The 25,394-nt window shown below is 67.8% G+C and carries 24 protein-coding genes; 12 read left to right on the top strand and 12 right to left on the bottom strand.

All coding sequences use genetic code 11. The features are described 5' to 3' along the window. Nucleotides 1–6: 6 nt before the first annotated feature. From moeA to ACSQ9A_RS15280, 5 genes are read right to left on the bottom strand one after another with little or no spacing between them, the layout of a single operon-like run. The gene (gene moeA / locus ACSQ9A_RS15300; protein ID WP_436304228.1) at nt 7–1,320 is read right to left on the bottom strand and encodes a molybdopterin molybdotransferase MoeA; all 1,314 of its coding nucleotides are present in this window, start codon (nt 1,318–1,320) and stop codon (nt 7–9) included. Beyond that, nucleotides 1,317–1,961 carry a molybdenum cofactor guanylyltransferase MobA gene (mobA, locus tag ACSQ9A_RS15295; RefSeq protein WP_436290213.1) on the bottom strand — a complete coding sequence of 215 codons (645 nt, stop codon included), beginning with the start codon at nt 1,959–1,961 and terminating at the stop codon, nt 1,317–1,319. The genes moeA and mobA overlap by 4 nt, the downstream gene beginning before the upstream one ends. Beyond that, nucleotides 1,958–3,073, bottom strand: a complete 1,116-nt coding sequence (moaA, locus tag ACSQ9A_RS15290) for a GTP 3',8-cyclase MoaA (RefSeq protein ID WP_436304227.1) — start codon at nt 3,071–3,073, stop codon at nt 1,958–1,960. The genes mobA and moaA overlap by 4 nt, the downstream gene beginning before the upstream one ends. Nucleotides 3,074–3,119: 46 nt before the next feature. After that, complete coding sequence (locus tag ACSQ9A_RS15285) at nt 3,120–4,403, bottom strand: serine hydrolase domain-containing protein (protein WP_436306304.1); 1,284 nt, start codon at nt 4,401–4,403, stop codon at nt 3,120–3,122. Nucleotides 4,404–4,461: 58 nt separating this feature from the next. Beyond that, a complete protein-coding gene (locus ACSQ9A_RS15280; RefSeq protein WP_093108856.1) occupies nt 4,462–5,223 on the bottom strand; it encodes an SDR family oxidoreductase in 762 nt (253 codons plus the stop codon). Between the two features lie 121 nt (nt 5,224–5,344). Here ACSQ9A_RS15280 and ACSQ9A_RS15275 point away from each other — a divergent pair, with 121 nt between their 5' ends. Next, the gene (locus ACSQ9A_RS15275; RefSeq protein WP_436304226.1) at nt 5,345–6,250 is read left to right on the top strand and encodes a ZIP family metal transporter; all 906 of its coding nucleotides are present in this window, start codon (nt 5,345–5,347) and stop codon (nt 6,248–6,250) included. Between the two features lie 6 nt (nt 6,251–6,256). Here ACSQ9A_RS15275 and ACSQ9A_RS15270 read toward each other — a convergent pair whose 3' ends face one another. Both ACSQ9A_RS15270 and ACSQ9A_RS15265 read right to left on the bottom strand, forming a co-directional pair. Next, nucleotides 6,257–7,690 (bottom strand): aldehyde dehydrogenase family protein, encoded by a 1,434-nt coding sequence (locus ACSQ9A_RS15270; RefSeq protein WP_436290216.1) that lies wholly within the window; start codon nt 7,688–7,690, stop codon nt 6,257–6,259. 47 nt (nt 7,691–7,737) lie between these two features. Beyond that, entirely contained in the window at nt 7,738–8,292 is a 555-nt protein-coding gene (locus tag ACSQ9A_RS15265; RefSeq protein WP_436304225.1) for a peroxiredoxin, read from the bottom strand. 116 nt (nt 8,293–8,408) lie between these two features. On the opposite strand from ACSQ9A_RS15265, the gene ACSQ9A_RS15260 reads away from it, so the two are divergent. From ACSQ9A_RS15260 to ACSQ9A_RS15225, 8 genes are all read left to right on the top strand, one after another. Next, entirely contained in the window at nt 8,409–9,983 is a 1,575-nt protein-coding gene (locus tag ACSQ9A_RS15260) for a phospholipase D family protein (protein ID WP_436304224.1), read from the top strand. A 47-nt stretch (nt 9,984–10,030) separates the two neighbouring features. Then, nucleotides 10,031–10,771, top strand: a complete 741-nt coding sequence (locus tag ACSQ9A_RS15255; protein ID WP_436306303.1) for a sterol desaturase family protein — start codon at nt 10,031–10,033, stop codon at nt 10,769–10,771. Then, a complete protein-coding gene (locus ACSQ9A_RS15250; protein ID WP_436304223.1) occupies nt 10,755–11,672 on the top strand; it encodes a fatty acid desaturase in 918 nt (305 codons plus the stop codon). Before ACSQ9A_RS15255 ends, ACSQ9A_RS15250 begins: the two co-directional genes overlap by 17 nt. Nucleotides 11,673–11,675: 3 nt before the next feature. Beyond that, nucleotides 11,676–13,589: an iron-containing redox enzyme family protein gene (locus ACSQ9A_RS15245; protein WP_436304222.1), complete on the top strand. Its 1,914-nt coding sequence runs from the start codon at nt 11,676–11,678 to the stop codon at nt 13,587–13,589. Further along, entirely contained in the window at nt 13,586–14,467 is an 882-nt protein-coding gene (locus ACSQ9A_RS15240; protein WP_436304221.1) for a DUF6999 family protein, read from the top strand. Before ACSQ9A_RS15245 ends, ACSQ9A_RS15240 begins: the two co-directional genes overlap by 4 nt. A 19-nt stretch (nt 14,468–14,486) precedes the next feature. After that, nucleotides 14,487–14,849, top strand: coding sequence for a hypothetical protein (locus ACSQ9A_RS15235; protein WP_436306302.1), 363 nt, complete (start codon nt 14,487–14,489; stop codon nt 14,847–14,849). Further along, nucleotides 14,836–15,084 (top strand): hypothetical protein, encoded by a 249-nt coding sequence (locus ACSQ9A_RS15230; RefSeq protein ID WP_093108846.1) that lies wholly within the window; start codon nt 14,836–14,838, stop codon nt 15,082–15,084. Before ACSQ9A_RS15235 ends, ACSQ9A_RS15230 begins: the two co-directional genes overlap by 14 nt. 165 nt (nt 15,085–15,249) lie before the next feature. Continuing rightward, nucleotides 15,250–15,819 carry a hypothetical protein gene (locus ACSQ9A_RS15225; RefSeq protein WP_093108845.1) on the top strand — a complete coding sequence of 190 codons (570 nt, stop codon included), beginning with the start codon at nt 15,250–15,252 and terminating at the stop codon, nt 15,817–15,819. Nucleotides 15,820–15,858: 39 nt separating this feature from the next. On the opposite strand, the gene ACSQ9A_RS15220 is transcribed toward ACSQ9A_RS15225, so the two are convergent. Next, nucleotides 15,859–18,348 (bottom strand): sodium-translocating pyrophosphatase, encoded by a 2,490-nt coding sequence (locus tag ACSQ9A_RS15220; RefSeq protein ID WP_436304220.1) that lies wholly within the window; start codon nt 18,346–18,348, stop codon nt 15,859–15,861. 256 nt (nt 18,349–18,604) lie between these two features. On the opposite strand from ACSQ9A_RS15220, the gene ppa reads away from it, so the two are divergent. Further along, a complete protein-coding gene (gene ppa / locus ACSQ9A_RS15215) occupies nt 18,605–19,132 on the top strand; it encodes an inorganic diphosphatase (RefSeq protein WP_214686775.1) in 528 nt (175 codons plus the stop codon). Between the two features lie 19 nt (nt 19,133–19,151). On the opposite strand, the gene ACSQ9A_RS15210 is transcribed toward ppa, so the two are convergent. Together ACSQ9A_RS15210 and ACSQ9A_RS15205 are read right to left on the bottom strand one after the other, a co-directional pair. Beyond that, on the bottom strand, nt 19,152–20,123 hold the full coding sequence (locus ACSQ9A_RS15210) for a Bug family tripartite tricarboxylate transporter substrate binding protein (RefSeq protein ID WP_436304219.1): 972 nt from the start codon (nt 20,121–20,123) through the stop codon (nt 19,152–19,154). Then, nucleotides 20,120–21,553: a M20 family metallopeptidase gene (locus ACSQ9A_RS15205; RefSeq protein ID WP_436304218.1), complete on the bottom strand. Its 1,434-nt coding sequence runs from the start codon at nt 21,551–21,553 to the stop codon at nt 20,120–20,122. The genes ACSQ9A_RS15210 and ACSQ9A_RS15205 overlap by 4 nt, the downstream gene beginning before the upstream one ends. A 114-nt stretch (nt 21,554–21,667) precedes the next feature. Between ACSQ9A_RS15205 and ACSQ9A_RS15200 the strand changes: the two genes are divergently transcribed. Further along, nucleotides 21,668–22,609 carry a LysR family transcriptional regulator gene (locus ACSQ9A_RS15200; protein ID WP_436304217.1) on the top strand — a complete coding sequence of 314 codons (942 nt, stop codon included), beginning with the start codon at nt 21,668–21,670 and terminating at the stop codon, nt 22,607–22,609. Nucleotides 22,610–22,627: 18 nt separating this feature from the next. On the opposite strand, the gene ACSQ9A_RS15195 is transcribed toward ACSQ9A_RS15200, so the two are convergent. Next, entirely contained in the window at nt 22,628–23,857 is a 1,230-nt protein-coding gene (locus tag ACSQ9A_RS15195) for a GNAT family N-acetyltransferase (RefSeq protein ID WP_436304216.1), read from the bottom strand. A gap of 10 nt (nt 23,858–23,867) precedes the next feature. Then, on the bottom strand, nt 23,868–24,803 hold the full coding sequence (locus tag ACSQ9A_RS15190) for a DMT family transporter (protein WP_436304215.1): 936 nt from the start codon (nt 24,801–24,803) through the stop codon (nt 23,868–23,870). A 248-nt stretch (nt 24,804–25,051) separates the two neighbouring features. On the opposite strand from ACSQ9A_RS15190, the gene ACSQ9A_RS15185 reads away from it, so the two are divergent. After that, complete coding sequence (locus tag ACSQ9A_RS15185; RefSeq protein WP_126835134.1) at nt 25,052–25,390, top strand: P-II family nitrogen regulator; 339 nt, start codon at nt 25,052–25,054, stop codon at nt 25,388–25,390. The last annotated feature ends 4 nt before the right edge of the window (nt 25,391–25,394 follow it).

Here is a 25,394-nt window from a genome sequence, read left to right as displayed (position 1 = left end):
CGCGGACTAGCCCACGCCGTCGAACATCATCACGTCGACCGCGTCGCCCGCGGCCACGCTGGCTTGCTCATGGTGCAGCACCACCAGGCCGTTGGCTTCGACCATCGAGCTGAGCACGCCCGAGCCCTGGTTGCCGGCGATGCGGACCTCGGGCAGCGATCCCGGCACCGCCTCCACGCGGCCGCGCTGGTACTCGGTGCGGCCCGGTTTCTTGCGGATCGCGGCCACGCTCCTGGCGCGCAGCATGGGCGGCGGCGCGCAGCCCGCAGCGTGGCAGCCCATCATCCGCAGCAGGGCCGGACGCACGAAGGCGAGGAAGGTGACCATCACGGCAACCGGATTGCCCGGTAGGCCGAACAGCACGGCCGTGCCCTCGGCTTCGCCTTGCTTGGGGATCAGACCGACCGCCATCGGCCGGCCGGGCCGCATCGCGACGCGCCAGAAGGCCATGTCGCCCAGCTGCTGCATCACGGCGCGCGTGTGGTCGGCCTCGCCGACGCTGACGCCGCCGCTGGTGATGATCGCGTCGGCCTCGCGCGCGGCGCGGCGCAGCGTGTCGGCCAGCGCCGCGGGATCGTCGCGCACCAGGCCCAGGTCGATCACTTCGCAACCCAGCCGCGTGAGCAGGCCGAACACGGTGTAGCGGTTGCTGTCGTAGACCGCGCCTTCGCGCGGCAGCTCGCCCAAGCTCAGGATCTCGTCGCCGGTGGAGAAGTAGGCCACGCGCAGGCGCCGCAGCACCGGCACCATCGGCAATCCGAGGCTGGCGACCATGCCGAGCGCAGCGGGCGAGAGGCGCTCGCCGCGTTGCAATGCGGCCTGGCCCTGCATCAGATCCTCGCCGGCCAGGCGGCGGTTGTCGCCGCGGCGCAGCACCTTGGCCGGGAAGCGGACCTGGTCGCCCTCGACGAAACAGAACTCCTGCGGGATCACGGTGTCGAGGCCCGCGGGCATCATGGCGCCGGTCATGATCTTGACAGCGTCGCCCAGGCCGAGCGTGCCGCGCCAGGCGGCGCCGGCCAGCGCCGTGCCGACCACGCGCAGCTTCACCGAGGCATCGCTCGATGCGTCGGCATGGAGCAGCGCGCCGTCGAAGGCGAAGCCGTCCATCGCCGAGTTGTCGTGCGGCGGCACGCTGACGGGCGAGATGATGTCCTCGGCCAGCACCCGGCCGAGCGCGTCGCGCAGTGCGATGCGCTCGCTCTGCGTGACGACGGCCGGTTCGGCGAGGCGAGCCAGGAAGGCCTGCACCGCATCGACGCCCAGGGCTTTCGGGTCGTAGCCGGCCAGGGCAGCGGCGATCTCGGCGATGCGGCTCATCGGTTTTCGAGCGCGTGCAGCTCGGTCAAGGTGTTGGCGTTGAAGAACGCGTCGGGCGCGTCGCCGGGCCGGTCGAAGGGCACCAGCACCGTTCGGTGCTGCGCGGTCCACTTGTCGATCTTGCGGCCGCCGTCCTGGGTGAAGCGCACCAGGCTTTCAAGCAGCGTGGCGCGCAGCAGGCAGAACACGGGCTGCGGGCGCAGCGCCGATGCACCATCGGACTCGGCGGCCATTTCGGGCGCGCTCACCATGGCGATCTCGGCCTGGTCGGCCAGCAAGGCCTCGCCCAATCGGCTCGCCAGGTCGAGCGGAAACAGCGGTGTGTCGCAGGGCACGGTCAGCAGATAGGGCGTTTCGCAGCGTTCCAGCCCGGTCAGGAAGCCGGCCAGCGGCCCGGCGTAGTCGGCCAGGCCGTCGGGCCAGACCGGTGCGCCGAAGGATTCGTAGGCCGACAGGTTGCGGTTGGCATTGACCATCAACTCGCCGACCTGCATGCCGAGGCGCATCAGCGCATGCATCGCGAGCGGCGTGCCGTTGAAGTTCTGCAGGCCCTTGTCGACGCCGCCCATGCGCGAGCCGCGCCCGCCGGCGAGCACGAGGCCGGTGATCTCGCTGGCGGCAATGGTGGCGAGCGCGCTCATCCGCCGATGTAGCTCATCTCGACGCGGCGCGGCGCGGCCGCATCGGTGTCGGGCCCGCGCAATGCGCGCAGTTCGGAGTAGCGGTCGGTGCGCCCTTGCCAGATGTGGCCGATGGCGGAGGCGATCTGCGCATCGTCGGCATCGCCGCGCAGGAGCGGGCGCAGGTCGTGCCCGCTGCTGGCGAACAGGCACAGGTAGAGCTTGCCTTCGGTCGACAGGCGCGCGCGGCTGCAGTCGTGGCAGAAGGCCTGGGTCACGCTGCTGATGACTCCGATTTCGCCGCCGCCGTCGCGATAGGCCCAGCGCTGCGCGGTTTCGCCGGGCGCGCTGGCTTCGAGCGGCGCGAGCGGGAATTCCTCGGCGATGCGTGCCACCACCTCGGCCGAGGGCAGCACCTCGTCCATGCGCCAGCCGTTGGTGGCGCCGACGTCCATGTATTCGATGAAGCGCAGCACCACGCCGGTGCCGCGGAAGCGGCGCGCCATCGGCAGGATTTCCTGCTCGTTGGTGCCGCGCTTGACGACCATGTTGACCTTGATCGGGCCGAGGCCCGCGGCATGGGCCGCATCGATGCCCGCGAGCACCTGGGCCACCGGAAAGCCGACGTCGTTCATGCTGCGGAACACCGTGTCGTCGAGGCCGTCGAGGCTCACGGTCACGCGATTGAGGCCGGCGGCTTTCAGCGCTTCGGCCTTGCGCGCCAGCAGCGAGCCGTTGGTGGTCAGCGTGAGGTCCAGCGGCGCGCCCTGCGGGGTGCGAATGGCGGCCAGCTGCTCCACCAGCACTTCCAGGTTCTTGCGCAGCAGCGGCTCGCCGCCGGTGAGCCGGATCTTGTGCACGCCATGCGTCGCGAAGATGCGCGCCAACCGCGTGATCTCCTCGAAGCTCAGGAGGGCGCTGTGGGGCAGGTACTGGTAGTCCTTGTCGAACACTTCCTTCGGCATGCAGTAGCTGCAGCGGAAGTTGCAGCGGTCGGTGACGCTGATGCGCAGGTCGGTGAGCGGGCGCGAAAGGCGGTCGAGCAGCACGCCGGTGGCCGGCACGGCGCGCTCCGGTGCCGCCACGCGGCGGGCGCGGCCGATCTCGGAGACGTGGACGACGTGGTTCTTCATGGGAAGGGCAATTTAACGCATAGCCCGGCCGGACGCCTTTTCAAGGCTACTTGACCACGGCGGCGTAGATCATGTTGCGCAGCAGGCTGCGGTAGTGCACCCGGTGCTTGGGCGATTGCAGCATGAGCACCACGAACATCTGGTTCTCGGGGTCCACCCACATGTAGGTGCCGCCGGCGCCGCCCCAGTTGAACTCGCCGGCGGCGGCCGGGTAGGGTGCTTCGCCGTCGCTGCGGCGCACCGCGAAGCCCAGGCCGAAGCCGTAGCCCGAACCCGGCAGGTAGAGCGGCCCGGGCGCGATGCCGGCGCCGCCGTTGGCATGGTCCGACACCATGAGGCCCAGCGTGCGCGGGCCCAGATAGCGCTTGCCGTCGAGCGTGCCGCCGTTCAGCAGCATCTGCAGGAAGCGCGCGTAGTCGGCTGCTGTCGACACCATGCCGCCGCCGCCCGATTCGGCCTTCTGCACGACGCGCGGGTCGCTGAACTCGGCGCCGACGCCGAAGCTGCGGTCGCTCGCCAACGGTTCCGCGATGCGCTGCTGGCGCGGCGCTTCGCTCACGTAGAAGCTGGTGTCCTTCATGCCGAGCGGATCGAGCAGGCGGGCTTTTTCGAACTGGTAGAGCGTCTGGCCCGACACCACCTCGACCACGCGGCCCAGGATGTCGGTCGAGTAGCTGTAGTCCCAGGTGGTGCCGGGCTGATAGGCCAGCGGCAGCTTGGCCAGACGCTGCGAGAACTCCGCATTGCTCGGATCGCCGGCATGCAGGTTGGCCGCGTTGTAGGCCTGCTTGACCAGCCCGGGCCCGAAGAAGCCGTAGGTCAGGCCCGAGGTGTGGCGCATCAGGTCGTACACCGTGATCGGCCGGCGTGCCGGCACGGTCTCGAGCACCGGCTTGCCGTCGCTGCCCGGCTTCTCGACGCCGACCGTCATGTTGGCGAACTCGGGCAGGTACATCGCGACCGGGTCGTCGAGCTTCATGCGCCCGTCTTCGACCAGCATCATCGCGGCGACCGTCGTGATGGGCTTGCTCATCGAGTAGATGCGGAAGATGCCGTCGCGCGGCATCGGGGTGCCGGCGGCCGGGTCGAGCCGGCCGATGGGCTCGAACCAAGCGACCTTGCCGCCCCGCGCCACCAGCAATACGGCGCCGGGGATCTTGTTGGCCGCCACGTCTGCTTTGAGCACGTCGGTGAGCATCTGCAGGCGCTCGCTGGAGAGCCCGACGCGCTCGGGGCTGGTGGTCGGCAGCGATTGCGCGGCGGCCAGCAGCGGCCCCGCGAAGAAGAGGCCGGCCGCGATGTGGCGCAGGCAGCGCTTGAATGGCTTCATCATTCTTGTCTCCTCGTTGTGGATGGGATTCGTTCGGGCGGTCTGCGCCGCCTTTTCCCTAGACGCAGCGCGCGCCGTCGACCTCGATGCAGACGCCGCTGATGAAGGACGCCTCGTCGCTGGCCAGGTAGAGCGCCGCATTGGCCACGTCGAGCGCGGTCGAGAAGCGGCCGAGCGGGATGGTGGCGCGGAACTTGGCCTTGCGCTCCTCGGTGATTGGCCCGCCGGCGAACTCGGCGGCCAGGCCGGTGTCGGGGTTGAACACCGGGTTGATGCAGTTCACGCGGATGTTGTCGGGGCCGAATTCGGCGGCGAGCGACTTGCTGGTGGTGATGACCGCGCCTTTCGAGCCGTTGTACCAGGTGAGGCCCGGACGCGGCCGCACGCCGGCGGTGGAGGCGATGTTGATGAAGGAGCCGCCGCCGTTGGCGCGCAACGCCGGCACGGCATGCACGGTCGACAGGTAGATGCTCTTTACATTGACCGCGTAGCAGCGGTCGAACTCGTCCTCGCTCACTTCGAGTGCCGGGCGGTTGCGGTGCGTCCAGCCAGCGTTGTTGACCATCACGTCGAGCTTGCCGTGGCGCTGGACCGCGGCCTCGACCAGCGCCTTGACTTCGGCCGACTTGGTGACGTCGGCGGCGAAGAAAGAGGCCCGGCCGCCGGCGCGCAGGATGGCTTCGACCACCTGTTCGCCGAGTGCGGCATTGATGTCGTTGACGACGACCTGCGCGCCTTCGGCCGCCAGCCGCTTTGCGATGCCTTCGCCGATGCCGCCGCCGGCGCCGGTCACGATGATGGATTTGTCCTTGACGCGCATTCGGTATGTCTCCGGGGAAATAGGAACGCGCAAGTGTAGGCACCTCCTCGCCGGCGGCGCTCTATCGCCGGGATTGAAATTCCTGAAGCATGAACCAGATGAGAATTATTATCATTTTCTCATGGACAACAGCTCATCCCTTGCCAGCGCTGCCAAGCGCCCCGTGCTGCCGCTGCGGCAGTTGGTCGGAATCTCGATCGTGCTGGCCGGCGTGCTGGTGCTGGGTGTGCAGTTCTGGCAGTTCGTGGCCAGTCGCCCGGTGGTGCTGCAGGCCTTGACCGGCGGCTCGGTGGCCGCGCTCGCGACCGCGCTGGGCACCTTGCCCATCCTGTTTTCGCAGCGTCTGTCGGATCGCGCGCAGGACACGCTGTTCGGTTTCGGCGCTGGCGTGATGCTGGCGGCCAGCGCCTTCTCGTTGATCATCCCCGGCATTGCCGCCGCGCGCGCCGCGGGTGCGGATGCGTGGGGTGCCGGCGGCATCGTCGGCGGCGCGATCCTGCTCGGCGCGCTCGCGCTGCTGGTGCTGGACCGCGTGCTGCCGCACGAGCATTTCATCAAGGGCGTGGAGGGACAGAACGCACGCGTGCTCCGCCGCACCTGGTTGTTCGTGTTCGCAATTGCGCTGCACAACCTGCCCGAAGGCCTGGCGATCGGCGTCGGCTTCGCAGGCGGGGATGCGCTGCGCGGCAGCGCGCTGGCGACCGGCATCGCGATCCAGGACGTGCCCGAAGGCCTGGTGGTTGCGGTGGCGCTGCTGGCTGCGGGCTACCGGCGGCCTTTCGCGGTCGGGCTCGGCATGGCGTCCGGCCTGGTCGAGCCGGTGGGTGCCGTGCTCGGTGCAGCGATCGTGAGCGGGTCGGCCGCCTTGCTACCCTGGGGATTGGGTTTTGCCGCCGGCGCGATGCTGTTCGTGATCAGCCACGAGATCATTCCCGAGTCCCACCGCAAGGGCCACGAGGCCTTTGCGACGGGCGGGTTGATGGTGGGCTTCGTGCTGATGATGCTGCTGGACACTGCCCTCGGCTGATGGTGATCAGCCGTGGCGCACGGCGACGGTCTTCAGCGTGGTGAAGCCATAGAGCGCTTCGAAGCCCTTCTCGCGGCCATAGCCCGAGGACTTGACGCCGCCGAAGGGCAGTTCGACACCGCCGCCCGCGCCATAGTTGTTGATGAACACCTGGCCGCTCTTCACGCGCTTGGCCATGCGGAACTGGCGCGCGCCGTTCTCAGTCCAGATGCCGGCGACCAGGCCGAACTGCGTGGCGTTGGCGAGCGCCACGGCCTCGTCCTCGTCGCTGAACGCCATCGCGGCCAGCACCGGGCCGAAGACTTCTTCCTGCGCCAAGCGATGCCCCACCGGCACGTCGCGCAGCAGGGTCGGCGCCTGGTAGAAGCCGGTTTCCGGCGCCTCGTCGACCACCACGCCCTGCGCCACCATCGGAATGCCGGCGTGCTGGGCATCGGACAGAAAGTCCCAGACGCGCTGCTGCTGCGTCTGGCGGATCAACGGGCCGACGTCAAGGTCCATCGCGGCGGGGCCGACGCGCAGCGCCTCGAAGGCATGGCCGAGCCGCTCGAGCAGCGGCTCGTAGATCTCTCGCTCGATCAGCACGCGCGAGCCGGCCGAGCAGGTCTGGCCGGCGTTTTGCACGATCGCGTTGATCAGCACCGGAATGGCGGCGCCCAGGTCGGCGTCGGCGAAAATGATCTGCGGGCTCTTGCCGCCGAGCTCGAGCGTGACCGGGCAGTGGCGCTCGGCCGCGACCTGCTGGATCAGCGTGCCCACTTTCGGGCTGCCGGTGAAGCTGATGTGGTCGATGCCCTCGTGGCGCGCCAGCGCATCACCGACCTCGTGGCCGTAGCCGGTCACGATGTTGATCGCGCCAGGCGGGAAACCGACCTCCGCCGCGAGTTGCGCGACGCGGATCAGCGACAGGCAGGCGTCTTCCGAGGGCTTGACCACGCAGACGTTGCCTGCGGCCAGCGCGCCGCCGACGCTGCGGCCGAAGATCTGCATCGGGTAGTTCCACGGAATGATGTGGCCGGTGACGCCGTGCGGTTCGCGCCAGGTGAAGACGCTGTAGCCCTCCTGATAGGGGATGGTCTCGCCGTGCAGCTTGTCGCAGGCGCCGGCGTAGAACTCGAAGTAGCGCACCAGCGCCAGGGCATCGGCACGCGCCTGCTTGACCGGCTTGCCGCAATCGCGTTGTTCGATGAGCGCCAGTTCGTCGGCGTGCGCGGCGATTCTCTGGGAGAGCAGGTAGAGCAGCCGGCCGCGGTCGGCCGCGCTCTTCTTGTGCCAGTGGGTCTCGAAGCAATGACGCCCGGCGCGCACGGCGGCATCGATGTCGGCTGCATTGCCGCGCTGCAGTTCGTCGAAGGTCTGGCCGTCGGAGGGGTCGATCACCGGCAGGGTGCGGCCGGAGGAGGAAGCGATGTTTTGGTTGCCGATGTAATGGAGTTGCATGGCCGAAATTGTGCGCGAAAGCGGCCGGCCGCCGCCCGGAGCACCCGCTAGCGGCTGGCGGTCGACTTCGGCAGCGCCTTCAGGGCATTGAGCATGCGCTCCACGTGCTTGTCGGGATTGAGGTTCTGGTAGTAGTAGGCCACGGTGCCGTTCGGCGAGATCACGTAGGAAAGCCGGTTGGCGAAATCCGGGCGCGTCTGCATCAGCGCATCGAAACCCTGGATCACCGTCTTGGACTGGTCGGAGGCGACCGGGAATTTGCTCTGGCACTGTTTGACCGAGAAGTCCTTCAACGTGTCGACGTCGTCGGCCGAGACGCCGATCACCGTGGCGCCCACCGCCTCGAACTGGCCAATCGCCTCGGCGAAAGCGTGCGCCTCGATGTTGCAGTCCGTGGTGCCGGCCGCCGGGAAGAAATAAACCACCACCGGCCCTTTGGCCAGTGCGTCGGCCAGCGAGTAGCGGAAGGTCTTGCCGCCCAGCGCCGCAGTGGCCGTGAACTTGGGCACCGGGTCGCCGATGTCGAGAGCGGCGAAGGCTGGAGAAAGTGCGAGGCTTGCGAGCGCAGATGCGGCGATACGCGCGAGAATCCATCGGGTCATGATGTAACTCCGGGAGGGGGCATGGCGAATTCTAGAACCCGGACGCGTTGCGCGGCAGAGGTGAAACCGGCAGGCGTGCGCTGCCGTATTAATAACAGACAAAGAGGGGAAAGATCATGAACGCACTGGTCCATCTGCTGCGCATCGCGCTGCTGTGCGCGCTGGCCGCTGGGCTCGGCGCCTGCGGCTCGCTGCCACCGGCCAGGGAGCGGCCTGCGGAGCATTCGGCGCCGGCAGATCCGACGACCACGCTGGCCAAGATCGTCGCCGCATCCACGCCGCCGGACGAACATTCCGGTTTTCGCCTGATGCCGCTCGGCGTGTACTCGCTCGATGCACGCATCCAGCTCGCACAGCGCGCCGAGCGCTCGCTGGTGGTGCAGTACTACCAGCTCGAGAACGATGCCGTCGGCCGGCTGTTGATGCGCTCGCTGCGCGAGGCCGCGGCGCGCGGCGTCAAGGTGCGCGTGCTGGTGGACGACCTCTACACGGCCAAGAGCCAGTACCTGCTGCTGGCGCTTTCGCAGACACCCAACGTCGACGTGCGGCTCTTCAATCCCTTCTGCTGCGGCCGCGACGGTTTCCTTTCGCGTTTCGTCGCCTCGCCGCACGAGATCTACCGGCTCAACCACCGCATGCACAACAAGCTCTTCATCGCCGACGGCGTGATGGCGGTGGTGGGCGGGCGCAACATCGCCGACGAGTACTTCGTGCTCAGCGAGGCGCAGAACTTCATCGACATGGACGCGGTGGTGGTGGGCAAGGTGCTGCCGCAGCTCGAATCCATCTTCGATGCCTACTGGAACAGCGAGCAGGTCTGGCCGATCGAGGACATCGTGCGCGTTGAGGGCGGCCGAACGCCGGGCGTGGAGGACTTCGACGCCTGGGTCGGCATGGCCGCGCCGCCGCCCAAGATCGTGCTGCCGCCCGCCGACATCCTCGGCTACGGGCCGATCGCCGAAGAGCTCGACGGCGGCCGCATGGGCCTGCTGTGGGGCTGGGCCAATGCGGTGGCGGATCCGCCCACCAAGCCCACCACCATGACAGCCGACGAAGCCCTGGCCAACAGCGTCACGATGCGCATGTGGACCATCCTGCTGGGCGCCAAGAACGAGGTGCAGATGACCTCGCCCTATCTGGTGCCGGGCGACAAGGGCATGGCGGCCTTCGAGGACCTGGCCCAGCGCAAGGTCAAGGTCGTGCTCTTGACCAACTCGCTGGCCGCCAACGACGAGCCGCTGGTCCACACGGGCTATGTGCGCTACCGGCAACGGCTGCTGAGATCGGGCGCCGACCTTTATGAGCTGAGCCCCGAACGCACCACCGCGAGCAAGCGCTTCGGCTCCTTCGGCACTTCGCTGGGACGCCTGCACGCCAAGACCGCGGCCATCGACCGCACCCGCCTCCTCATCGGCTCGGCCAACCTGGACCCGCGCTCGGCCACCCAGAACACGGAGATGGGGGTGCTGATCGACAGTCCGCAGCTCGCGCGCGAGCTGCTGCGCGTGATCAACGTCAGCAGGGTGCAGAACTCCTACCGCCTGCGCCTGGCCAAGGACACCGGCGCCGTCGAGTGGCTCACCACCGACGGCGAGAAGGAGATGGTCCTCACCTCCGAGCCGGAGGCGACCTTCTTCCAGCGCTTCTACAACAGGCTGATCGCGCCGATCGTGCCGGAAATGCTCCTGTAGCCTCGCGCGTGGCCGCCACCTTCCAATCCTTGTCCGTCCTGCAGGTCATGCTGTGGGGCGTGGCCTTCTTCGGCAGCATCTACCTGCTCTTCGGTGCCGCCAACTGGCTGCTGACGCGCAGGCTATTGCCCGCGCTGGGCATCGGCCGCGAACTCGACCCGCGGCCGGTGCCGCCTGGACAGCTGCGCCGGGAGCTCGCGCAGTCGGCCGTGTCGGTGCTGGTCTTCGGCATCGGCATGGTGTTCCCATGGGGATTCCTGCAACTGGGGTGGGCGCGGCTCGATGCGAACCCGAGCGGACTGCAGGTCGCACTGGAGATCCTCTCGCTGGCGGTCTGGAACGACGTGCATTTCTGGCTCAACCACCGTCTGCTGCACACCCGGCTCCTGCGGCGCTTCCATGGCCCGCACCATCGCTCGGTCGTGACCACACCCTTTGCCACCTACAGCTTTCATCCGCTCGAGGCGCTGCTGCTGGGCAACGTGATCCTGCCACCGATGCTGGTGCACGACTTCAGCTTCTGGGCGCTGGCCTCGGTGCCGTTGTTCAGCCTGTTCTTCAACAACGTCGGGCATTCGAACTACGACTTCTTTCCGAAGGTCTCGTACAACCACTGGTTCGCCGCCAGCCGCCGGCATCATCTGCACCACACCTGCCACAGCGGCAACTACGGCTTCCAGTTCACCTTCATGGACCGGCTGTTTCGCACACGCATCGCGGCCGACGCGGCCGAGCCGCAGCTGCGCGCGTATCGCGAGCAAGAGAGAAACCGTGGCGCCGCGGCCTGATCGTCCAGCGCGCCTGCCGCGCCTGCGCCATTGGCGCGACTGGCAGAGCCTGGCCTACCTTGCCGCACTGCCTGCGCTGGCGGCCTGGCAATGGGTGCACGGCTTCCACTGGCTGCCGTATGGCGCGATGCTGTTCCTCACGCTCGGGGTCAGCGTGATCCATCACAACCATGCGCACCTGCGTCTGTGGCGCGGCCGCCGGGCGAACCGCTTCACCGATTGCTGGCTGACGCTGCTGCAGGGCCATCCGACCTTCGTGTTCTGGCCGGCGCACGTGGCCAATCACCATCGCCACCGGCACGGGCCGAAGGACGCCGCGCGCACCTACCGCTTCGGTGGCGACACCAATCACCTGCTGGGCTACCTCCTGCATCCGCTGCAGGCCGTGGCCGTGCTCTACCCGGTGTTCGTGGCCTGGCTGGGCCGGCTGCGGCGCCACTGGCCGGGCGCGTGGCGCTACTGCATGGCGCAGTATGTGCTTTGGCTCGGCAGCTGGACCGCGCTGCTGGCGCTCGATTGGCAGAAGGCAGTGCTGTTTGTCATCCTGCCGCAGTTGCATGGCCTGCACTGGCTGCTGGCCACCAACTACCTTCAGCATGCGCATGCGGACGGCCGGCCGCGCCCGGAAGGTGCTTCGCTCGATTACGCGCGCAACTTCGAAGGACTGATCAATCCGCTCCTGTTCAACATCGGCCTGCACACGGCGCATCACGAGAACTCGAAGGTGCACTGGTCGGCGCTTTCACGGCTGCACCGCGAGCACTACCGTGCGCGCGTCGACCCTGCGCTCAACGAGCGCGGCCTCCTCGTGTACATGGGGCGCGTGTTCGTCCTGGGTGCGCTCGTGCCGCGCTTTCGCAGTCGCTCGCTGATGTCTCCGAATTCCAATCCACAGTCCTGATCCATGCCCGTTTCCTTCCAGCGTGTCTATCTCGAAAGTGCCGGCTACTTCATGCCCGGCGCGCCCGTGTCCAACGAACGCATGGATGCCTACATCGCGCCGCTCAACCGGATGTCGGAGCGCATCAAGCGGCGCATCCTGGCCGAGAACGGCATCCGCGAGCGCTACTACGCGATCGACGCCGAGGGCCGCACGGTGCACACCAACGCGCAGCTCGCGTCGGGTGCGATCCGCCACTGCCTGCAGCAAGGTGCGGCCGAGATCTCGCGCGTGTCGCTGCTGGCCAGCGGCTCCTCGGGCGGCGATGCGCTGATGCCGGGCTTCGCCAACATGATCCAGGGCGAGCTCGCGGCACCGCCGATGGAAACGCTCTCGGTGCACGGCATCTGTGCGGCCGGCGTGTCGGCGATCCAGTCGGCGGCGCAGGGCGTGGAGCTCGGCGCGCATCGCTCGGCGCTGGCGGTGGCGAGCGAGATGCCTTCGCGCCTGTTCAAGCGCTCGCGCTTCGCGGCGCGCGGATACGACACCGATTTCGACTCGCACTTCCTGCGCTGGATGCTGTCCGATGGTGCCGGTGCGTTGCTGCTGTCCGATGGTGCGCCGGCGCTGGCCGGCGCGCCGGGCCTGCGCCTGCGCCTCAAGTGGATCCACCAGCGCGCTTTCTCGGGCGACTACCCCGTGTGCATGCAGCTGGGCTTGACCGAGGATCGCTCGCGCGGGCACCTGGACTTCGGCTCCTGGGGCGAGGCCGAGGCCGCGGGCGCCTTGTCGCTCAGGCAGGACATCCGGCTTCTGCCGCACCTGTTCGACATCGGCATCCACGAATACGCAGGGCTGGTGCGCGAGGGCTGGCTCGACCCGGCGCGGGTCGACCATTTCCTGTGCCATTACTCATCGGAGAAGTTCATTCCCGTGGTCGACGGCCTGATGCACAAGGCCGGCCTCGCCATTCCGCGCGAGCGCTGGTACAGCAATCTGGCCTGGCGCGGCAACACCGGCGCGGCCTCGATCATGATCATGCTGGCCGAATTCCTGCAGACCAAGACTCTGAAACCCGGCGAGCAGATCTTCTGCTACGTGCCCGAGTCGGGCCGCTTCATGGCGGCGTACATGCTGTTCGAGGTCGAAGAGGCCGGCGCCGCTGCTGCCGCTGCGCCTGCGCCGGTTCGCGCGGAGGCGGCGGCCGAGGCGCCGACTGAGGTCATTGCGCCGCCGCACGACCCGGCCGCGGCGCCCGAGGGCCTGGGCGAACTGCTCACCGAGCTGGCCGCGATCTGGCACGACTACCGTTCGCGCGTCTGGCGCACGCCGCTGGTGCGGCAGATCCGCGAGCGCCGCTTCGCGCTCGCCGACTACTTGAACTGGATGGAGAACTGGATTCCCCAGGTGCGCGAGGGCAGCAAGTGGATGCGCGAAGGCGCCGCCTCGCTGGCCGAGCCCTACCAGGCGCTGGCGGCGCTGATCGGCGTGCATGCTGGCGAGGAGCAGGACGACTTCATGATCCTGTTCAACGACTACCGCAAGGCGGGCGGCAGCATCGCAGTCATCGATGCCCTGCGACGCAACCCGGGCGGTGAAGCGCTCAACGCCTACCTGCATGGCCTGGCCGCGACGCGCAACCCGATCGGGCTTTTGGGCGCGATCTACATCATCGAAGGCACCGGGCAGCGCATCGTGCCGGCGCTGCTGCCGCTGATCAAGCCCGGGCTGAAGCTGCCGCCCGAGGCCTTCCGCTTCCTCGAGTATCACGGCCACAACGACGAGAATCACCTCAATCGCTGGCTGGCCGCGGTCGAGATGGCGATGGCGCTCGATGGCGAGGGCAGGGCCGCGCGCCAGATCGTCGACACCGCGCGCCACACCGCGGCGCTCTACCGGATGCAGTTCGAGCACGTCACGGAACGAATGCAAGCATGAGCACAACTCCGGACTTCCTGGCGCAGCAGCACGATCTGCGCGACCCGAGCCCCTGGCTCGCCCTCTACCTCGACCAGAGCACGCCGCTGCCCGACAAGGTGAAGGCGGCCTGGCTCGCCGATTCGAGTTCGGCCTCGCGCCAGTACCTGCTGCCGTTTTTGCGGCCGCTGGCGCGCGCCGCCATCGTGCTGTTCCAGGTGATCAAGGTGTTCGTGCCGCGCAAGTGGGCGCATTCGCGGTTGCTGCACCGCCTGCTGGCGTGGGGCCTCCAACGCTTCGTCTCGCCCGAGGCGAATTGGCTGATCCTGCGGCACTTCCACCTGGGTTCGCAGGTGCTGGCCTTCATCGGCGCCAATTCGCCGGTGCCGGTCGCTACCGCGCCGCTGGAGCCGGCCGACATCGACGCGCTGAAGGAGGACATGTTCCTGCAGCACGACCTGAACCTCTTCAATTTCGTGATCCGGCTCAACCAGGCGCTGCGCGCGCAGGGTCTCCAGTTGCGCAAGGCAGAGCAGGTCGATTTCTCGATGATCCGCGAGCCCGCCTTGCAAATCGAAGACATGCCGCACGGCAGGCTCAATTTTCTCGACCTGCAAAGCGCGATCGAGCTGTTCACGCCGCTCTATCAGCTCATGCTGACCGACAACGACTTCTGGCGCGCTGCCAATTCGCTTCAGCTCGACGAAACCATCGGCATCTACGCCGCCACCGTGCTGGATGCGCCCGAGCACCTGATCCTGGTGAACAACAAGCACCCGCTGGTGCCGCTGTCGACCCTGCGCGCGGGGCACCGGCTGGTGATCCACGGCCTGTCCACCGAGATGCTGCACAGCCTCCTGATGAAGTTCCGGGATGCGCGCGCCGCCGCACCCTTGTAATCCGGCGTCCGTGCCCCAGATGCGAGCCATGAACGCTACCAAGACTCCGTCGCCCAAGACCGATCTGGCGGTGACGCACGTGCTGGCCCAGCTCCTCGAGCGGCTCGAGCACAGCGCCGTGCCGGTGGGTGCCGAGCAGTACCGGTCGGTCGTGATGCACCTGGTGGACGAGTTCCGCGAGGTCGAGGCCGGCACCGGCCTCGGGCAGTTGCTGGACGCCTATCCGGCCGCCGCCGAGGTGTACGAAAACCTCAACTATCAGCATGCCGGCCTGTGCCGCTCCGGGCTGGATGCCTCGCTGGCCGCCGAACTGGCTGCCAAGGACGCCATCACGCGCGCCATGCGCCATGCCGAACCCGACGCGACCCATGGCCAAGGCTGACGTCAAGACCGCCGTCGTGGCAGACGGCCTGCGCTACAAGGCCAAGGCGCCGGGCTCCCCGTTTCGCGCCTCGGCTTCGTTCAGCGGCGCGACCATGTCCTGCTTCATGTGCGGCAAGCACCGCGTGCGCTCCCAGATGCGGACCCGGCAGCTGCTGGGCAAGTCGCAAACCGTCTGCGCGCCCTCGTGCAAGGCGCTCGACGAGTTGATCGATCGTGACAGCGTTGCGACGTAGTTGACGAATTCGATTTGCCTCTGCAAATCGGCTACCAAAGCGGCGAATTTCGATCTACAGTTGGAAACAATTGATGCAATTATTTGCCTCAATACCAAAGTTCTAATTGATGGTCGATCAAATGATCCCGCTTAAAACCATTGCCTTCTATTGGTCGGAGCGCGTATGAGCAGGCCGCCCCGCCACGTCATCATGCAGGTCGTCAAGCGCTCGGGTGGCGCCACGCACCACGTCGAATTCAGCATGGACGACAACTTCGCCGATCGCCTGCGGCAGCTGCGCTCGCTGGTGCCGCCCCTCAACGCCCTCAACAAGCAGCGCGATCTCGTGATCGACAAGGTGCGCGTTCGCCTGCCCACCGCCGTATGGCGCTGCGGCGGCGACATCGACAGCCAGGTCGACGGCTCCTGCATCGTCATTGCCGCGGAAGGCTTCTTCAATTGCGGCGGCAAGGACCGCAAGACCAAGGAAAAACTGGTCACCTACACCTTCCCGATCGCACGCCTGATCGAATTGCATGCCGAGCGGCCTGCCGGCGAAACCTTCTACATCCGCGACGGCATCTTCACCAACGACGAGCCCGCCAACTCCGCGGCCGGCCGCTGGGTGGCCTCGCTGCACGAGCTGGAAGAGATGCGCATGCCGGATGCGCCGTCCGACTTCGACACGCTCCAGGGCGTGCCGCTGCGCACCGAGCAAGGCGCGCTGCCGACGCACGGCATCAGCCTGAACTGAGCGGCGCGTCGCGCGCAGCCGGCGCGCGTCGCGTACCCCTTACCGAAGCTTCACTTCAACCCGCCGCGCTTCGGCCGGCGGCCCGTCGGCCTGCGTTTGCGCGGGCTTGGCAAGCTCCACCTTGTCGTCGGCCACGCCGGCCAGCCTGAGCGCGGCGCCCACTGCCAGGGCACGCTGCTTGGCGAGCTCGGCATTCTTTTCGGCATCACCGCTGGCGTCGTGGTAGCCGCTCACGAGCACGCGGCCGCCGCTTTGAACCGCCTTGACGATATCGGCCAGCGCGGCGCTCGAGCCTGCGGGCACCTCGGCGCTGGCGGTGGCGAAATAGAACTTGACCACGCCGTTGTCGGTCTTGATCGAGGCGCCCATGTCACCCGAGGCCGCCGGTGCCGTTGCGGGCGCCGGCGCAGGCGCGGTGATCGGAGCAGGCGCTGCAGCGGGCGTTGTCATCGCGGCCGCGTCGCCGGTATGGAACTTGACCACCAGCGGCACGATCAAGAGCGCCACGATGTTGATGATCTTGATCAGCGGGTTCACCGCCGGCCCGGCCGTGTCCTTGTAGGGGTCGCCCACGGTGTCGCCGGTGACGGCGGCCTTGTGCGCCTCGGAGCCCTTGCCGCCGTGGTTGCCGTCCTCGATGTACTTCTTGGCGTTGTCCCAGGCGCCGCCGCCGGTGCACATCGAGATGGCGACGAACAGGCCGGTGACGATGGTGCCCATCAGCAGACCGCCCAGCGCCTTCGGCCCCAGCAGCAGGCCGACCACGATCGGCACCACCACGGGCAGCAGGCTCGGGATCATCATTTCCTTGATGGCCGCACCAGTCAGCATGCTCACGGCACGGCCGTACTCGGGCTTGCCGGTGCCTTCCATGATGCCGGGGATCTCACGGAACTGCCTGCGCACTTCCTCGACCACCGAACCGGCCGCGCGGCCCACAGCCTCCATCGCCATGGCGCCGAAGAGATAGGGGATCAGGCCGCCGATGAAGAGGCCCACGATCACCATCGGGTCGCTCAGGTTGAAGCTGATGGCCTGCCCGTAGCTCTCGAGCTTGTGGGTGTAGTCGGCGAACAGCACCAGCGCGGCCAGGCCGGCCGAGCCGATCGCGTAGCCCTTGGTCACGGCCTTGGTGGTGTTGCCCACGGCGTCCAGCGGGTCGGTGATGTCGCGCACGCTGGCCGGCATTTCCGACATCTCGGCGATGCCGCCGGCGTTGTCGGTGATCGGGCCGTAGGCGTCGAGCGCGACCACGATGCCGGCCATGCTGAGCATGGCAGTGGCCGCCACTGCGATGCCGTAGAGGCCCGCGAGCCAGTAGGACGCCATGATCGCGATGCAGACGCAGATCACCGGCCAGGCGGTGGAGCGCATCGACACGCCAAGGCCCGCGATGATGTTGGTGCCGTGCCCGGTGGTCGAAGCCTGTGCGATGTGGCGTACCGGCGAGTACTGCGTGCCGGTATAGAACTCTGTGATCCACACCAGTGCGGCCGTGAGTGCCAGGCCGACGAAGCAGGCGCCGAAGAGCTTGAGCTGGCTGCCCGAGGCCGCGATCGCGTTGTCGGGGATGAGCCATTGCGTCACGAACCAGAACGCGATCAGCGACAGGCCGCCCGCCACCGCCAGCCCCTTGTAGAGCGCCGGCATCACGTTGACCATGCCCGGCGAGGCCTTGACGAAGAAGCAGCCGATGATCGACGCGATGATCGATACGCCGCCGAGCGCCAGCGGGTACAGCACGGCGTTGATCGGCGCCGCCGCCACCATCAGCGCGCCCAGCACCATGGTCGCGATCAGCGTCACTGCATAGGTCTCGAACAGGTCGGCCGCCATGCCGGCGCAGTCGCCGACGTTGTCGCCCACGTTGTCGGCGATCACCGCCGGGTTGCGCGGGTCGTCCTCCGGAATGCCGGCCTCGACCTTGCCCACCAGGTCGGCGCCGACGTCGGCGCCCTTGGTGAAGATGCCGCCGCCCAGCCGCGCGAAGATCGAGATCAGCGAGGAGCCGAAGGCGAAGCCGATCAGCGGGTTGAGCAGGTTGGCGAGGTTCTTGTCCGGCGTCAGGTTGCCGTTGCCCACGAGGAACCAGTAGAAGATCGTGACGCCCAGCAGGCCCAGCCCCACCACCAGCATGCCGGTGATGGCGCCGCCGCGGAAGGCGACGTCGAGCGCCGGGCCGATGCCCTGGGTCGCGGCCTGCGCGGTGCGCACGTTGGCGCGCACCGAGACGTTCATGCCGATGAAGCCGCAGGCGCCCGAGAGCAGCGCGCCGACCACGAAGCCGGCCGCGGTGGTCGCATCGAGGAAGATCCCGATCAGGATCGCGAGCACGATGCCGACTACGGCGATCGTGCGGTACTGCTTGGCCAGGTAGGCCGCGGCGCCGGTCTGGATCGCGGCCGCGATCTCCTGCATTCGGGCGTTGCCCGGGTCTTTCGAAAGAATCCAGCTGCGCGCCCAGAAACCATAGCCCACGGCCACGAGGCCGCAGACGATGGCGAGGACGAGAGGGGTGTTGCCGATCATGCCTTGCTTCTCCATTCGTACGTTGTGACTTGTGGAGACGAAAGCACTTAGCCCTGCGCGCAACGCGTACGGGTCAGTGCTTCCGCCGCGTTGCTTCCTCGAAGCCCCGATGCCTTGCAAAAAGCCGGGGCCGATTGGCCAACGCGGCCAATTTACAGGCAAATGCCGGGTTTCGTGCGACCGGGCCGTGACTCGGAAAGTAAACTTCGGGTTTGTCCGCATCCCGCGAACACTTTCAACTACTCCAGACAGATCTATGTCCCTCGGCCAAGTTTCCCCCGGCAAAGACGCCCCCGAAGCCTTCAACGTCGTCATCGAAATCCCGATGAACGCCGACCCGATCAAGTACGAAGTCGACAAGGAATCGGGTGCGATCTTCGTCGACCGCTTCATGACGACCGCGATGCACTACCCGACCAACTACGGCTACGTGCCGCAGACGCTCTCGGGCGACGGCGATCCGGTCGACGTGCTGGTCATCACCCCCTGGGCGCTGGTGCCGGGCGTGGTGGTGCCGTGCCGGCCGATCGGCATCCTGATGATGGAAGACGAGGCCGGCGTCGACGGCAAGGTGCTCGCCGTGCCCACCGACAAGGTGCTGCCGATCTACAGCCACTGGAAGAAGGTCGAAGATGTGAACCCGATGCGCCTGAAGGCCATCACGCACTTCTTCGAGCACTACAAGGACCTGGAAGCCGGCAAGTGGGTCAAGGTGCTGGGCTGGGAAGGCATCGATGCCGCCAAGAAGGAAATCGTGGACGGCATCGCCAACTACAAGAAGTAGAAGCGGGCAGGACCGCCGCTCATTCGGCGGCGATCCCCGCGCGGTGGGCCAGTGCGCGATAGCGCGAGATCTCCGATTCCATCAGGCTCCGGAAAGGGGCGGCACCGATCATCACGGGCTCCATGCCCTGTGCGCGCAGCTGGTCCTGCATGGCCTTGTCTGCCATCGTGGCGCTGACCTCGGCCGCCAGTCTCTGGATCACCGGTGCCGGCGTGCCGGCCGGCGCGGCCAATCCGTACCAGCCGTCGAAAGTGGCCTCGGGCATCTTGAGCTCGGCCATGGTGGGTACGTCCGGCAGCATGCTGGAACGTGTTGTGCCCACGATGGCCAGCGCGCGCAGCTTGCCAGAACGCACATGCGGCGCGACCGCTGCCACGGTGTCGATGCCCATCTCGATCTCGCCGCCGATCAATGCGATCGTGCTCTGGCTGCTGCCCTTGTAGGGCACGTCCTGGAGCTTCACGCCCGCCGCCATCGCGAACAACTCGCCAGCCAGATGCGGGGCGGAGCCGCTGCCGAAGGTGGCGTAGCGGATGTCCCGGGGTTTGGCTTTGGCCGCAGCTACGAGGGCCGAGACGCTGTGCCAGGGCGAGGCCGCGTTGACCACCAGCACCAGCGGCGCCTTCGCGACGATCGCCACCGGCGCCAGGTCCTTCAGCGGGTTGTAGGGCAGTCGCGCACGCAGCGCTGCATTCACGCTGTAGGTGGAAGAGCCCGAGACCAGCAGCGTGTAGCCGTCGGGTTGCGCCTTGGCGACCGCATCGGCGCCGATGACGGTTGCCGCGCCGGGCTTGTTGTCGACGACGACCGGCTGGCCGAGCCGCTCGGCCAGCTTCTGGCCCAGGGCGCGCGCTACGATGTCGGTGCCGCCGCCGGGCGGAAAGGGCACGACCAGCTTGATGGTCTTGGCAGGCCAGGCATCCGCGGCCTGCACGAGGCCGGAAGCGGCGGTGAAGGCGATGGCGACGAGGAGGTGAGCGAGTTGCTTCATGCGGCTTTCTGGTGGGAAGTTGCAGCGAGCGATCCGGCCTGCCAGGGCGTGTTCGCGGCGGCATCGCCGAGATCCCAGTACAGGCCGGCCATGATCTGCAGGCCCTCGCGGGCCAGCGGCGCCAGCAGGTGTTCGTTGGGCGCGTGCTGCGCGCAGGCCGGGTAGGAGTGCGGCACCCACAAGGTCGGCAGGCCCAGCAGGTCGGCAAAGACATCGTTGGGCAAGGAGCCGGCGAGGTTCGGCAGAAGGTTGGGGCGCTGGCCCGTGCTCTCTTCGATGGAGCGCTGAGCCCAGCCGACCCAGGGGTTGGCGAGGTCCAGACGGGTCGCGGCCCCTTCGAGCGTGACCTGCACCTCGACCTGTCCGAACCCGTGTGCGTCGAGATGCGCGCGCACGATCGACGCAAGCTGCTGCCAGGGCGTGCCCACCACGAAGCGCAGCTGGCAATGCGCCACCGCTTCGCCCGGGATCGCATTGACCGGCCGCTGCGGCGAGCCCGCGCCGAGCGCGAGCACCTCGATGGTGTTCCAGGCCATCAGCCGCTCGGCCGGGCTCAGGCCGGGCTCGCCCCAGCCGGCATCCAGCGCCGGGTCGTCCGCGCCGCCGCCAATTTCGATGGCCGCCAGGGCTTCGTGCACCGAATCCGGGATGCTTCGCGGCCGCAGTGCGTCGACCAGGATGCGGCCCTTGGCATCCACCAGCGTCGCCACCGCATGGCTCAGCACCGTGGCCGGGTTGGCGAGCACGCCGCCCCAGTTGCCGGAGTGATAGCCGCGCGGCCGGGCGCGCAGCCGCAGGCTGAAATTGACCGCGCCGCGCGAACCGAGGAACAGCGTCGGCCGCCGGGCGCTCACGCGCGGTCCGTCGCAGGCGATCAGCAGATCGGCGCGCAGCTTGTCGGCCTGCTGCCTGCAGACCTCATGCAGGCCGGGCGACGCGGCTTCCTCGCCCATCTCGAGCAGCAGCGTCACGTTGTAGCCGAGCCGGCCGCCGCGCGCGTGCACCACCTGTGCGAGCGCGCCGAGGTTGATGGTGTGCTGCCCCTTGTTGTCGGCCGTGCCGCGGCCGTACCAGCGCTCGCCTTCGATCGTCAGGGTCCATGGCGTGAGGCCCTCGCGCCATTGCGCCTCCTGGCCGCTGACGACGTCGCCGTGGCCGTAGGTCAGCACGGTGGGGAGCTCCGCGCCCTCGATGCGGCGCGCGATCAGGAAGGGTCCGCCGCCGGGGATGGGGTTGTCGATCACATCGCAGGCGAAGCCGAGCCGTTCCAGCGGCGCACTCATCTCCTCGCGCAGGTAGGCGCCGAGCGCGGGCGTCGCGGCCCCGGTGTCGCTCTCGGTGCGGAAGGCAATGCGTCGACGCAGGTCGGCCAGGAAGCGCCCGTCGTCGAAATAGGCGGCGGCAGCAGAGAGACATTCGTAGCGTTGCATGGTCGTGGGTGCGTGTGATGGCGATGATGCAAGTAAAAGGCCTGATCGCCATTGCGTGAACCACCGAATTGGCAAGCTACCATTGCCTTCAAGGCAACGCTCGCGAACACGCCAATGACACCCTCGGTCCTCAGCATCCCGATGCGCTACTTCATGGAGGTGGCGCTGCACGGGTCGGTCAGCCAGGCGGCAGCGCGGCTTTATGTCGCGTCTTCCGCCGTGAGCCGGCAGATCGCGAAGCTCGAGGATTCGCTGGGGACCGTGCTGTTCGAGCGCAAGGCGCGCGGCATGGCGCTCACGCAGGCCGGCGAGCGCCTGGCCGCTCATCTGCGAACGACGCTGGCGGACACCGAGCAGGTGGTCGAGCAGGTGCGCGGCATCGGCGGCCGGGAGGCGGGCCGCGTCCGCGTCGCATGTACCGAGGGGTTCGCCGTGGGCTTCATGCCCGAGGTGATGGCCCGCTTTCGTGCGGCGCATGCGCAAAGTCAACTGCAACTCCACGTGGGCGCGCCCGACGAAGTCAGCGCCTTGCTGGGCCGCGGCGAAGCCGACATCGCGCTCAAGTATGCGGTCGCGCCGGAAAGGGGGTTCCGCATCGAGCACTCGGCGCCCGCGCCGGTGTACGCGCTGATGTCCCCGGATCATCCGCTGGCGCGCCAGCGCGCCGTCAGCGTGGCCGAGGTGGTGCGCCATCCGCTCGCCGTGGGCAGCAAGGGCGTCACCGCGCGGCAGTTGTTCGACCTGAGTTGCAGCGTGCAGGGGTTGAGCTACGAGCCCGCCTTCGTCAGCAATTTCTCATCGGTCCTGCTGCCGCTGGTGCGCACGCCCGATATCGTCCTTTCCGGCCATCTCACGGCCGTTCACCTGATCGAGAACGGCACGCTGGTTGCGCGGCCCTTCGTGGAGCCGCAGATGCAGCAGCGCCGCCTGCAGGTGCTGTCGCTCGACGGCCGCACGTTGTCGCCGCTCGCGCGGGCGCTCGTGCAGCAGCTGGTCGCGGCCATCGCCAGCGGCGGCAGGCGCAGGCTGGGCCGGGCGCGCAAGGTGTCTGCATAGGGGTCAGTGGCGGGGCCCTTATTCGGCGTGGCGAAACGGACTGCGTTCGCCGAGATGGTCGATGTAGTTCTCGATGCCTTCGCCCTCGCGCTCGAGAAAGCGCTCGACGGCATCGGCGAACGCCGGATGGGCAAGCCAGTGCGCGCTGGTGGTCTTCACGGGCATCAGCGCGCGCGCCATCTTGTGTTCGCCCTGCGCCCCGCCTTCGAAGCGCTGCACGCCGTGTTCGATGCACCAGGCGAGGGGCTGGTAGTAGCAGGCCTCGAAGTGCAGGCAATCCACGCGCTCGAGCGCGCCCCAGTAGCGGCCGTAGGCGACCGAGGCATCGTCCGAAAGCGCGATCAAGCTGCTGGCGATGGCCTGGCCCCCGCGCTCGGCGACGAAGAGCAGCCAGGCTTCGGGCAGCTTCGTGGCCATGCGGTGGAAGAAGTCGCGGCTCAGGTAGGGCGGGTTGCCGTGCTCGCGGTAGGTGCGGGCATAGCAGCGGTAGAAGAAGTCCCAGTCGGCGTCGCCGATGTCGGCGCCGCGCGACCAGCGGAAGCTCACGCCGGCATCGTGCACCTTGCGGCGCTCCTGCCGGATCTTCTTGCGCTTGTCGTGCGAGAGGCTGGCGAGGAAGGCGTCGAAATCCTTCCAGCCGGTTTCGCCGCCGGGCCGCCCCAAGGCGGAACGCGCCCCCTCGGGGCGCAGCGAGGACACGCCAGTGCCGAGCGTGGGGGTTATGTTGTTCCAGTGGAACTGGACGGTGTGCCGGAGCATCAGGCCCGCATCGGCGCAGGCGGCGATGTCCTCGTCGGCGGCGAACAACAGGTGCAGCGACGAGAGCTCCTCTTCCTTGCACCAAGCCACGAGTGCCTGCACCAGCAGGGCGCGGCTGCCGGCGTCGCGCGCGAGCAGGCGCGCACCCGGCACCGGCGTGAAGGGCACGGCAACGACCGCCTTCGGATAGTAGGCCAGCCCGTGCTGCTCATAGGCATTGGCCCATGCCCAGTCGAACACGTACTCGCCGTAGGAATGCGCTTTGATGTAGAGCGGGCAGGCGGCCGCCAGCTGCCGTCCGCGCCAAAGCGTGACGAAGCGCGGCGTCCAGCCGCTGCGGGCCGAGGCACTGGCGCTCTGGTGCAAGGCGTCCAGGTAGGCATGGCGCATGAAGGGGGAGGGCGCGGCCTGCGTGGCCAGCAAGTCGTCCCAGGCCGCGGCATCGATCTCGGATGCCGCGCCGTGAATGCGGATGACAGGGTTGGTCAAAGGAGCCTCGTCAACGCTTGCGTGTGCCTAGGGTTTCGGCAATGTAGATGCCGCCAAGCACCAGGGCCAGCGCCACCGCGTGATAGGTCGACAGCGCCTCGCCCAGCACGAGGACGGCCAGCAGCGGCCCGAAGATCGGCACCAGGTTGAGGAAGACGCCGGCCCGCGCGGGACCGATCAGGCCGACTACGTGGATGAAGCTGATCTGCGAAATGAAGGAGGGCAGAAGTCCGATGAAGAGGATCAGCGCCACGCCCTTCGGCGTCGGCATGAAGAAGTCGCCCATCGCGATTTCTGCCGCGACCAGCGGCACCGAGACGAGGCAGGCCACTGCCGCCGTGGCGGCGAAGAACACGATGGCCGGCACTTGCGGGCGGCGGCGCAGGCCAAGCGCGTAGCCGGCATAGAGCAGGCTGGCGATGATCATCCAGACGTCGCCGATGTTGAAGGCCAGGTCCGCGAGCAAGGCCAGTTGGCCGCGCGAAGCCACCACGGCGATGCCCGCGATGGTGAGCACCACGCCTGCGAGCTGCAGCCAGCTGATCCGGGTACGGAAGAAGAACAGGCTGCCCACCAGCACGAGCACCGGGATGGTGCCTTGGATGATCGCGATGTTGATCGCCGTCGTGTGATGGGCGGCGGCGTAGAACAGCGCATTGAAACCGGTGAAACCCGCCGTGCCCATGAGGGTGATGTAGCGCCACGAGGGCAGCAGGCTGCGCCAGTGGGCCGCGATCTGGCGGCGCGAACTGAGGCCCAGCGCGATGCAGCAGACGATCCAGCGCGAGAAGGTCAGCATCATGGGCGACACCTCGCCCACCGCGAGCCGGGCGGCCACCGCGTTGGCGCCCCAGATCAGCGTGGTGAATACCAGCAGCGGGTAGGCTTGGCCCTGGAGCCAGGGAAGGAAGGAGCCGAAAAAGCCGGCGGAAGAACCTGAGCGCATCGAGCGCCGAGCGTATCAGTCCCAGTCGCCGGGCGTGGAATGCGTTCGACAAGCCATGGCTTCCGAAGGCGAATGACATAATTTCGCAGCGGGTGGCCTCGCCGGCAACTCGCGAAGACGGCCGATGCGACGGCATCCTGGCACGCTACATGCAGGACGCCGAGAGCATCGACGAGATCGTCGCTGCGGGTTACGGATTGGCGCTACCCTACCAGCAAGTTCAACGAAACCGCCGGAAGAGAGACCGTATGAAGCAAATCACCGCCATCGTCAAACCGTTCAAGCTCGACGACGTGCGCGAGGCCCTGGCCGAGGTTGGCGTCACCGGGCTCACCGTGACCGAGGTCAAGGGCTTCGGCCGACAGAAGGGGCACACCGAGCTCTACCGTGGTGCGGAGTACGTGGTCGACTTCCTGCCGAAGATGAAGGTCGAAGTGGTGGTCAACGAGGCCGATGTCGAACGTTGTGTCGACGCAATCGTGAGCGCCGCCCGCACGGGCAAGATCGGCGACGGCAAGATCTTCGTGACCAATGTGGAGCGCGTGGTACGCATCCGCACCGGCGAAGAGGACGAAGCCGCCGTCTAGGGCG

This window comes from Variovorax sp. LjRoot290 (assembly GCF_964253985.1).
Classification (GTDB): domain Bacteria; phylum Pseudomonadota; class Gammaproteobacteria; order Burkholderiales; family Burkholderiaceae_C; genus Variovorax.
The sequence above is the reverse complement of the archived record's forward strand: the minus strand, read 5'-3'. Positions and strand labels throughout refer to the sequence as shown.

Bases quoted from the DNA above. Each gene is read 5' to 3' on its own strand.
- moeA (WP_436304228.1), bottom strand. From the start codon at position 1,320: ATGAGCCGCATCGCCGAGATCGCCGCTGCCCTGGCCGGCTACGACCCG.
- mobA (WP_436290213.1), bottom strand. From the start codon at position 1,961: ATGAGCGCGCTCGCCACCATTGCCGCCAGCGAGATCACCGGCCTCGTG.
- moaA (WP_436304227.1), bottom strand. From the start codon at position 3,073: ATGAAGAACCACGTCGTCCACGTCTCCGAGATCGGCCGCGCCCGCCGC.
- ACSQ9A_RS15285 (WP_436306304.1), bottom strand. From the start codon at position 4,403: ATGAAGCCATTCAAGCGCTGCCTGCGCCACATCGCGGCCGGCCTCTTC.
- ACSQ9A_RS15280 (WP_093108856.1), bottom strand. From the start codon at position 5,223: ATGCGCGTCAAGGACAAATCCATCATCGTGACCGGCGCCGGCGGCGGC.
- ACSQ9A_RS15275 (WP_436304226.1), top strand. From the start codon at position 5,345: ATGGACAACAGCTCATCCCTTGCCAGCGCTGCCAAGCGCCCCGTGCTG.
- ACSQ9A_RS15270 (WP_436290216.1), bottom strand. From the start codon at position 7,690: ATGCAACTCCATTACATCGGCAACCAAAACATCGCTTCCTCCTCCGGC.
- ACSQ9A_RS15265 (WP_436304225.1), bottom strand. From the start codon at position 8,292: ATGACCCGATGGATTCTCGCGCGTATCGCCGCATCTGCGCTCGCAAGC.
- ACSQ9A_RS15260 (WP_436304224.1), top strand. From the start codon at position 8,409: ATGAACGCACTGGTCCATCTGCTGCGCATCGCGCTGCTGTGCGCGCTG.
- ACSQ9A_RS15255 (WP_436306303.1), top strand. From the start codon at position 10,031: ATGCTGTGGGGCGTGGCCTTCTTCGGCAGCATCTACCTGCTCTTCGGT.
- ACSQ9A_RS15245 (WP_436304222.1), top strand. From the start codon at position 11,676: ATGCCCGTTTCCTTCCAGCGTGTCTATCTCGAAAGTGCCGGCTACTTC.
- ACSQ9A_RS15240 (WP_436304221.1), top strand. From the start codon at position 13,586: ATGAGCACAACTCCGGACTTCCTGGCGCAGCAGCACGATCTGCGCGAC.
- ACSQ9A_RS15235 (WP_436306302.1), top strand. From the start codon at position 14,487: ATGCGAGCCATGAACGCTACCAAGACTCCGTCGCCCAAGACCGATCTG.
- ACSQ9A_RS15230 (WP_093108846.1), top strand. From the start codon at position 14,836: ATGGCCAAGGCTGACGTCAAGACCGCCGTCGTGGCAGACGGCCTGCGC.
- ACSQ9A_RS15225 (WP_093108845.1), top strand. From the start codon at position 15,250: ATGAGCAGGCCGCCCCGCCACGTCATCATGCAGGTCGTCAAGCGCTCG.
- ACSQ9A_RS15220 (WP_436304220.1), bottom strand. From the start codon at position 18,348: ATGATCGGCAACACCCCTCTCGTCCTCGCCATCGTCTGCGGCCTCGTG.
- ppa (WP_214686775.1), top strand. From the start codon at position 18,605: ATGTCCCTCGGCCAAGTTTCCCCCGGCAAAGACGCCCCCGAAGCCTTC.
- ACSQ9A_RS15210 (WP_436304219.1), bottom strand. From the start codon at position 20,123: ATGAAGCAACTCGCTCACCTCCTCGTCGCCATCGCCTTCACCGCCGCT.
- ACSQ9A_RS15205 (WP_436304218.1), bottom strand. From the start codon at position 21,553: ATGCAACGCTACGAATGTCTCTCTGCTGCCGCCGCCTATTTCGACGAC.
- ACSQ9A_RS15200 (WP_436304217.1), top strand. From the start codon at position 21,668: ATGACACCCTCGGTCCTCAGCATCCCGATGCGCTACTTCATGGAGGTG.
- ACSQ9A_RS15190 (WP_436304215.1), bottom strand. From the start codon at position 24,803: ATGCGCTCAGGTTCTTCCGCCGGCTTTTTCGGCTCCTTCCTTCCCTGG.
- ACSQ9A_RS15185 (WP_126835134.1), top strand. From the start codon at position 25,052: ATGAAGCAAATCACCGCCATCGTCAAACCGTTCAAGCTCGACGACGTG.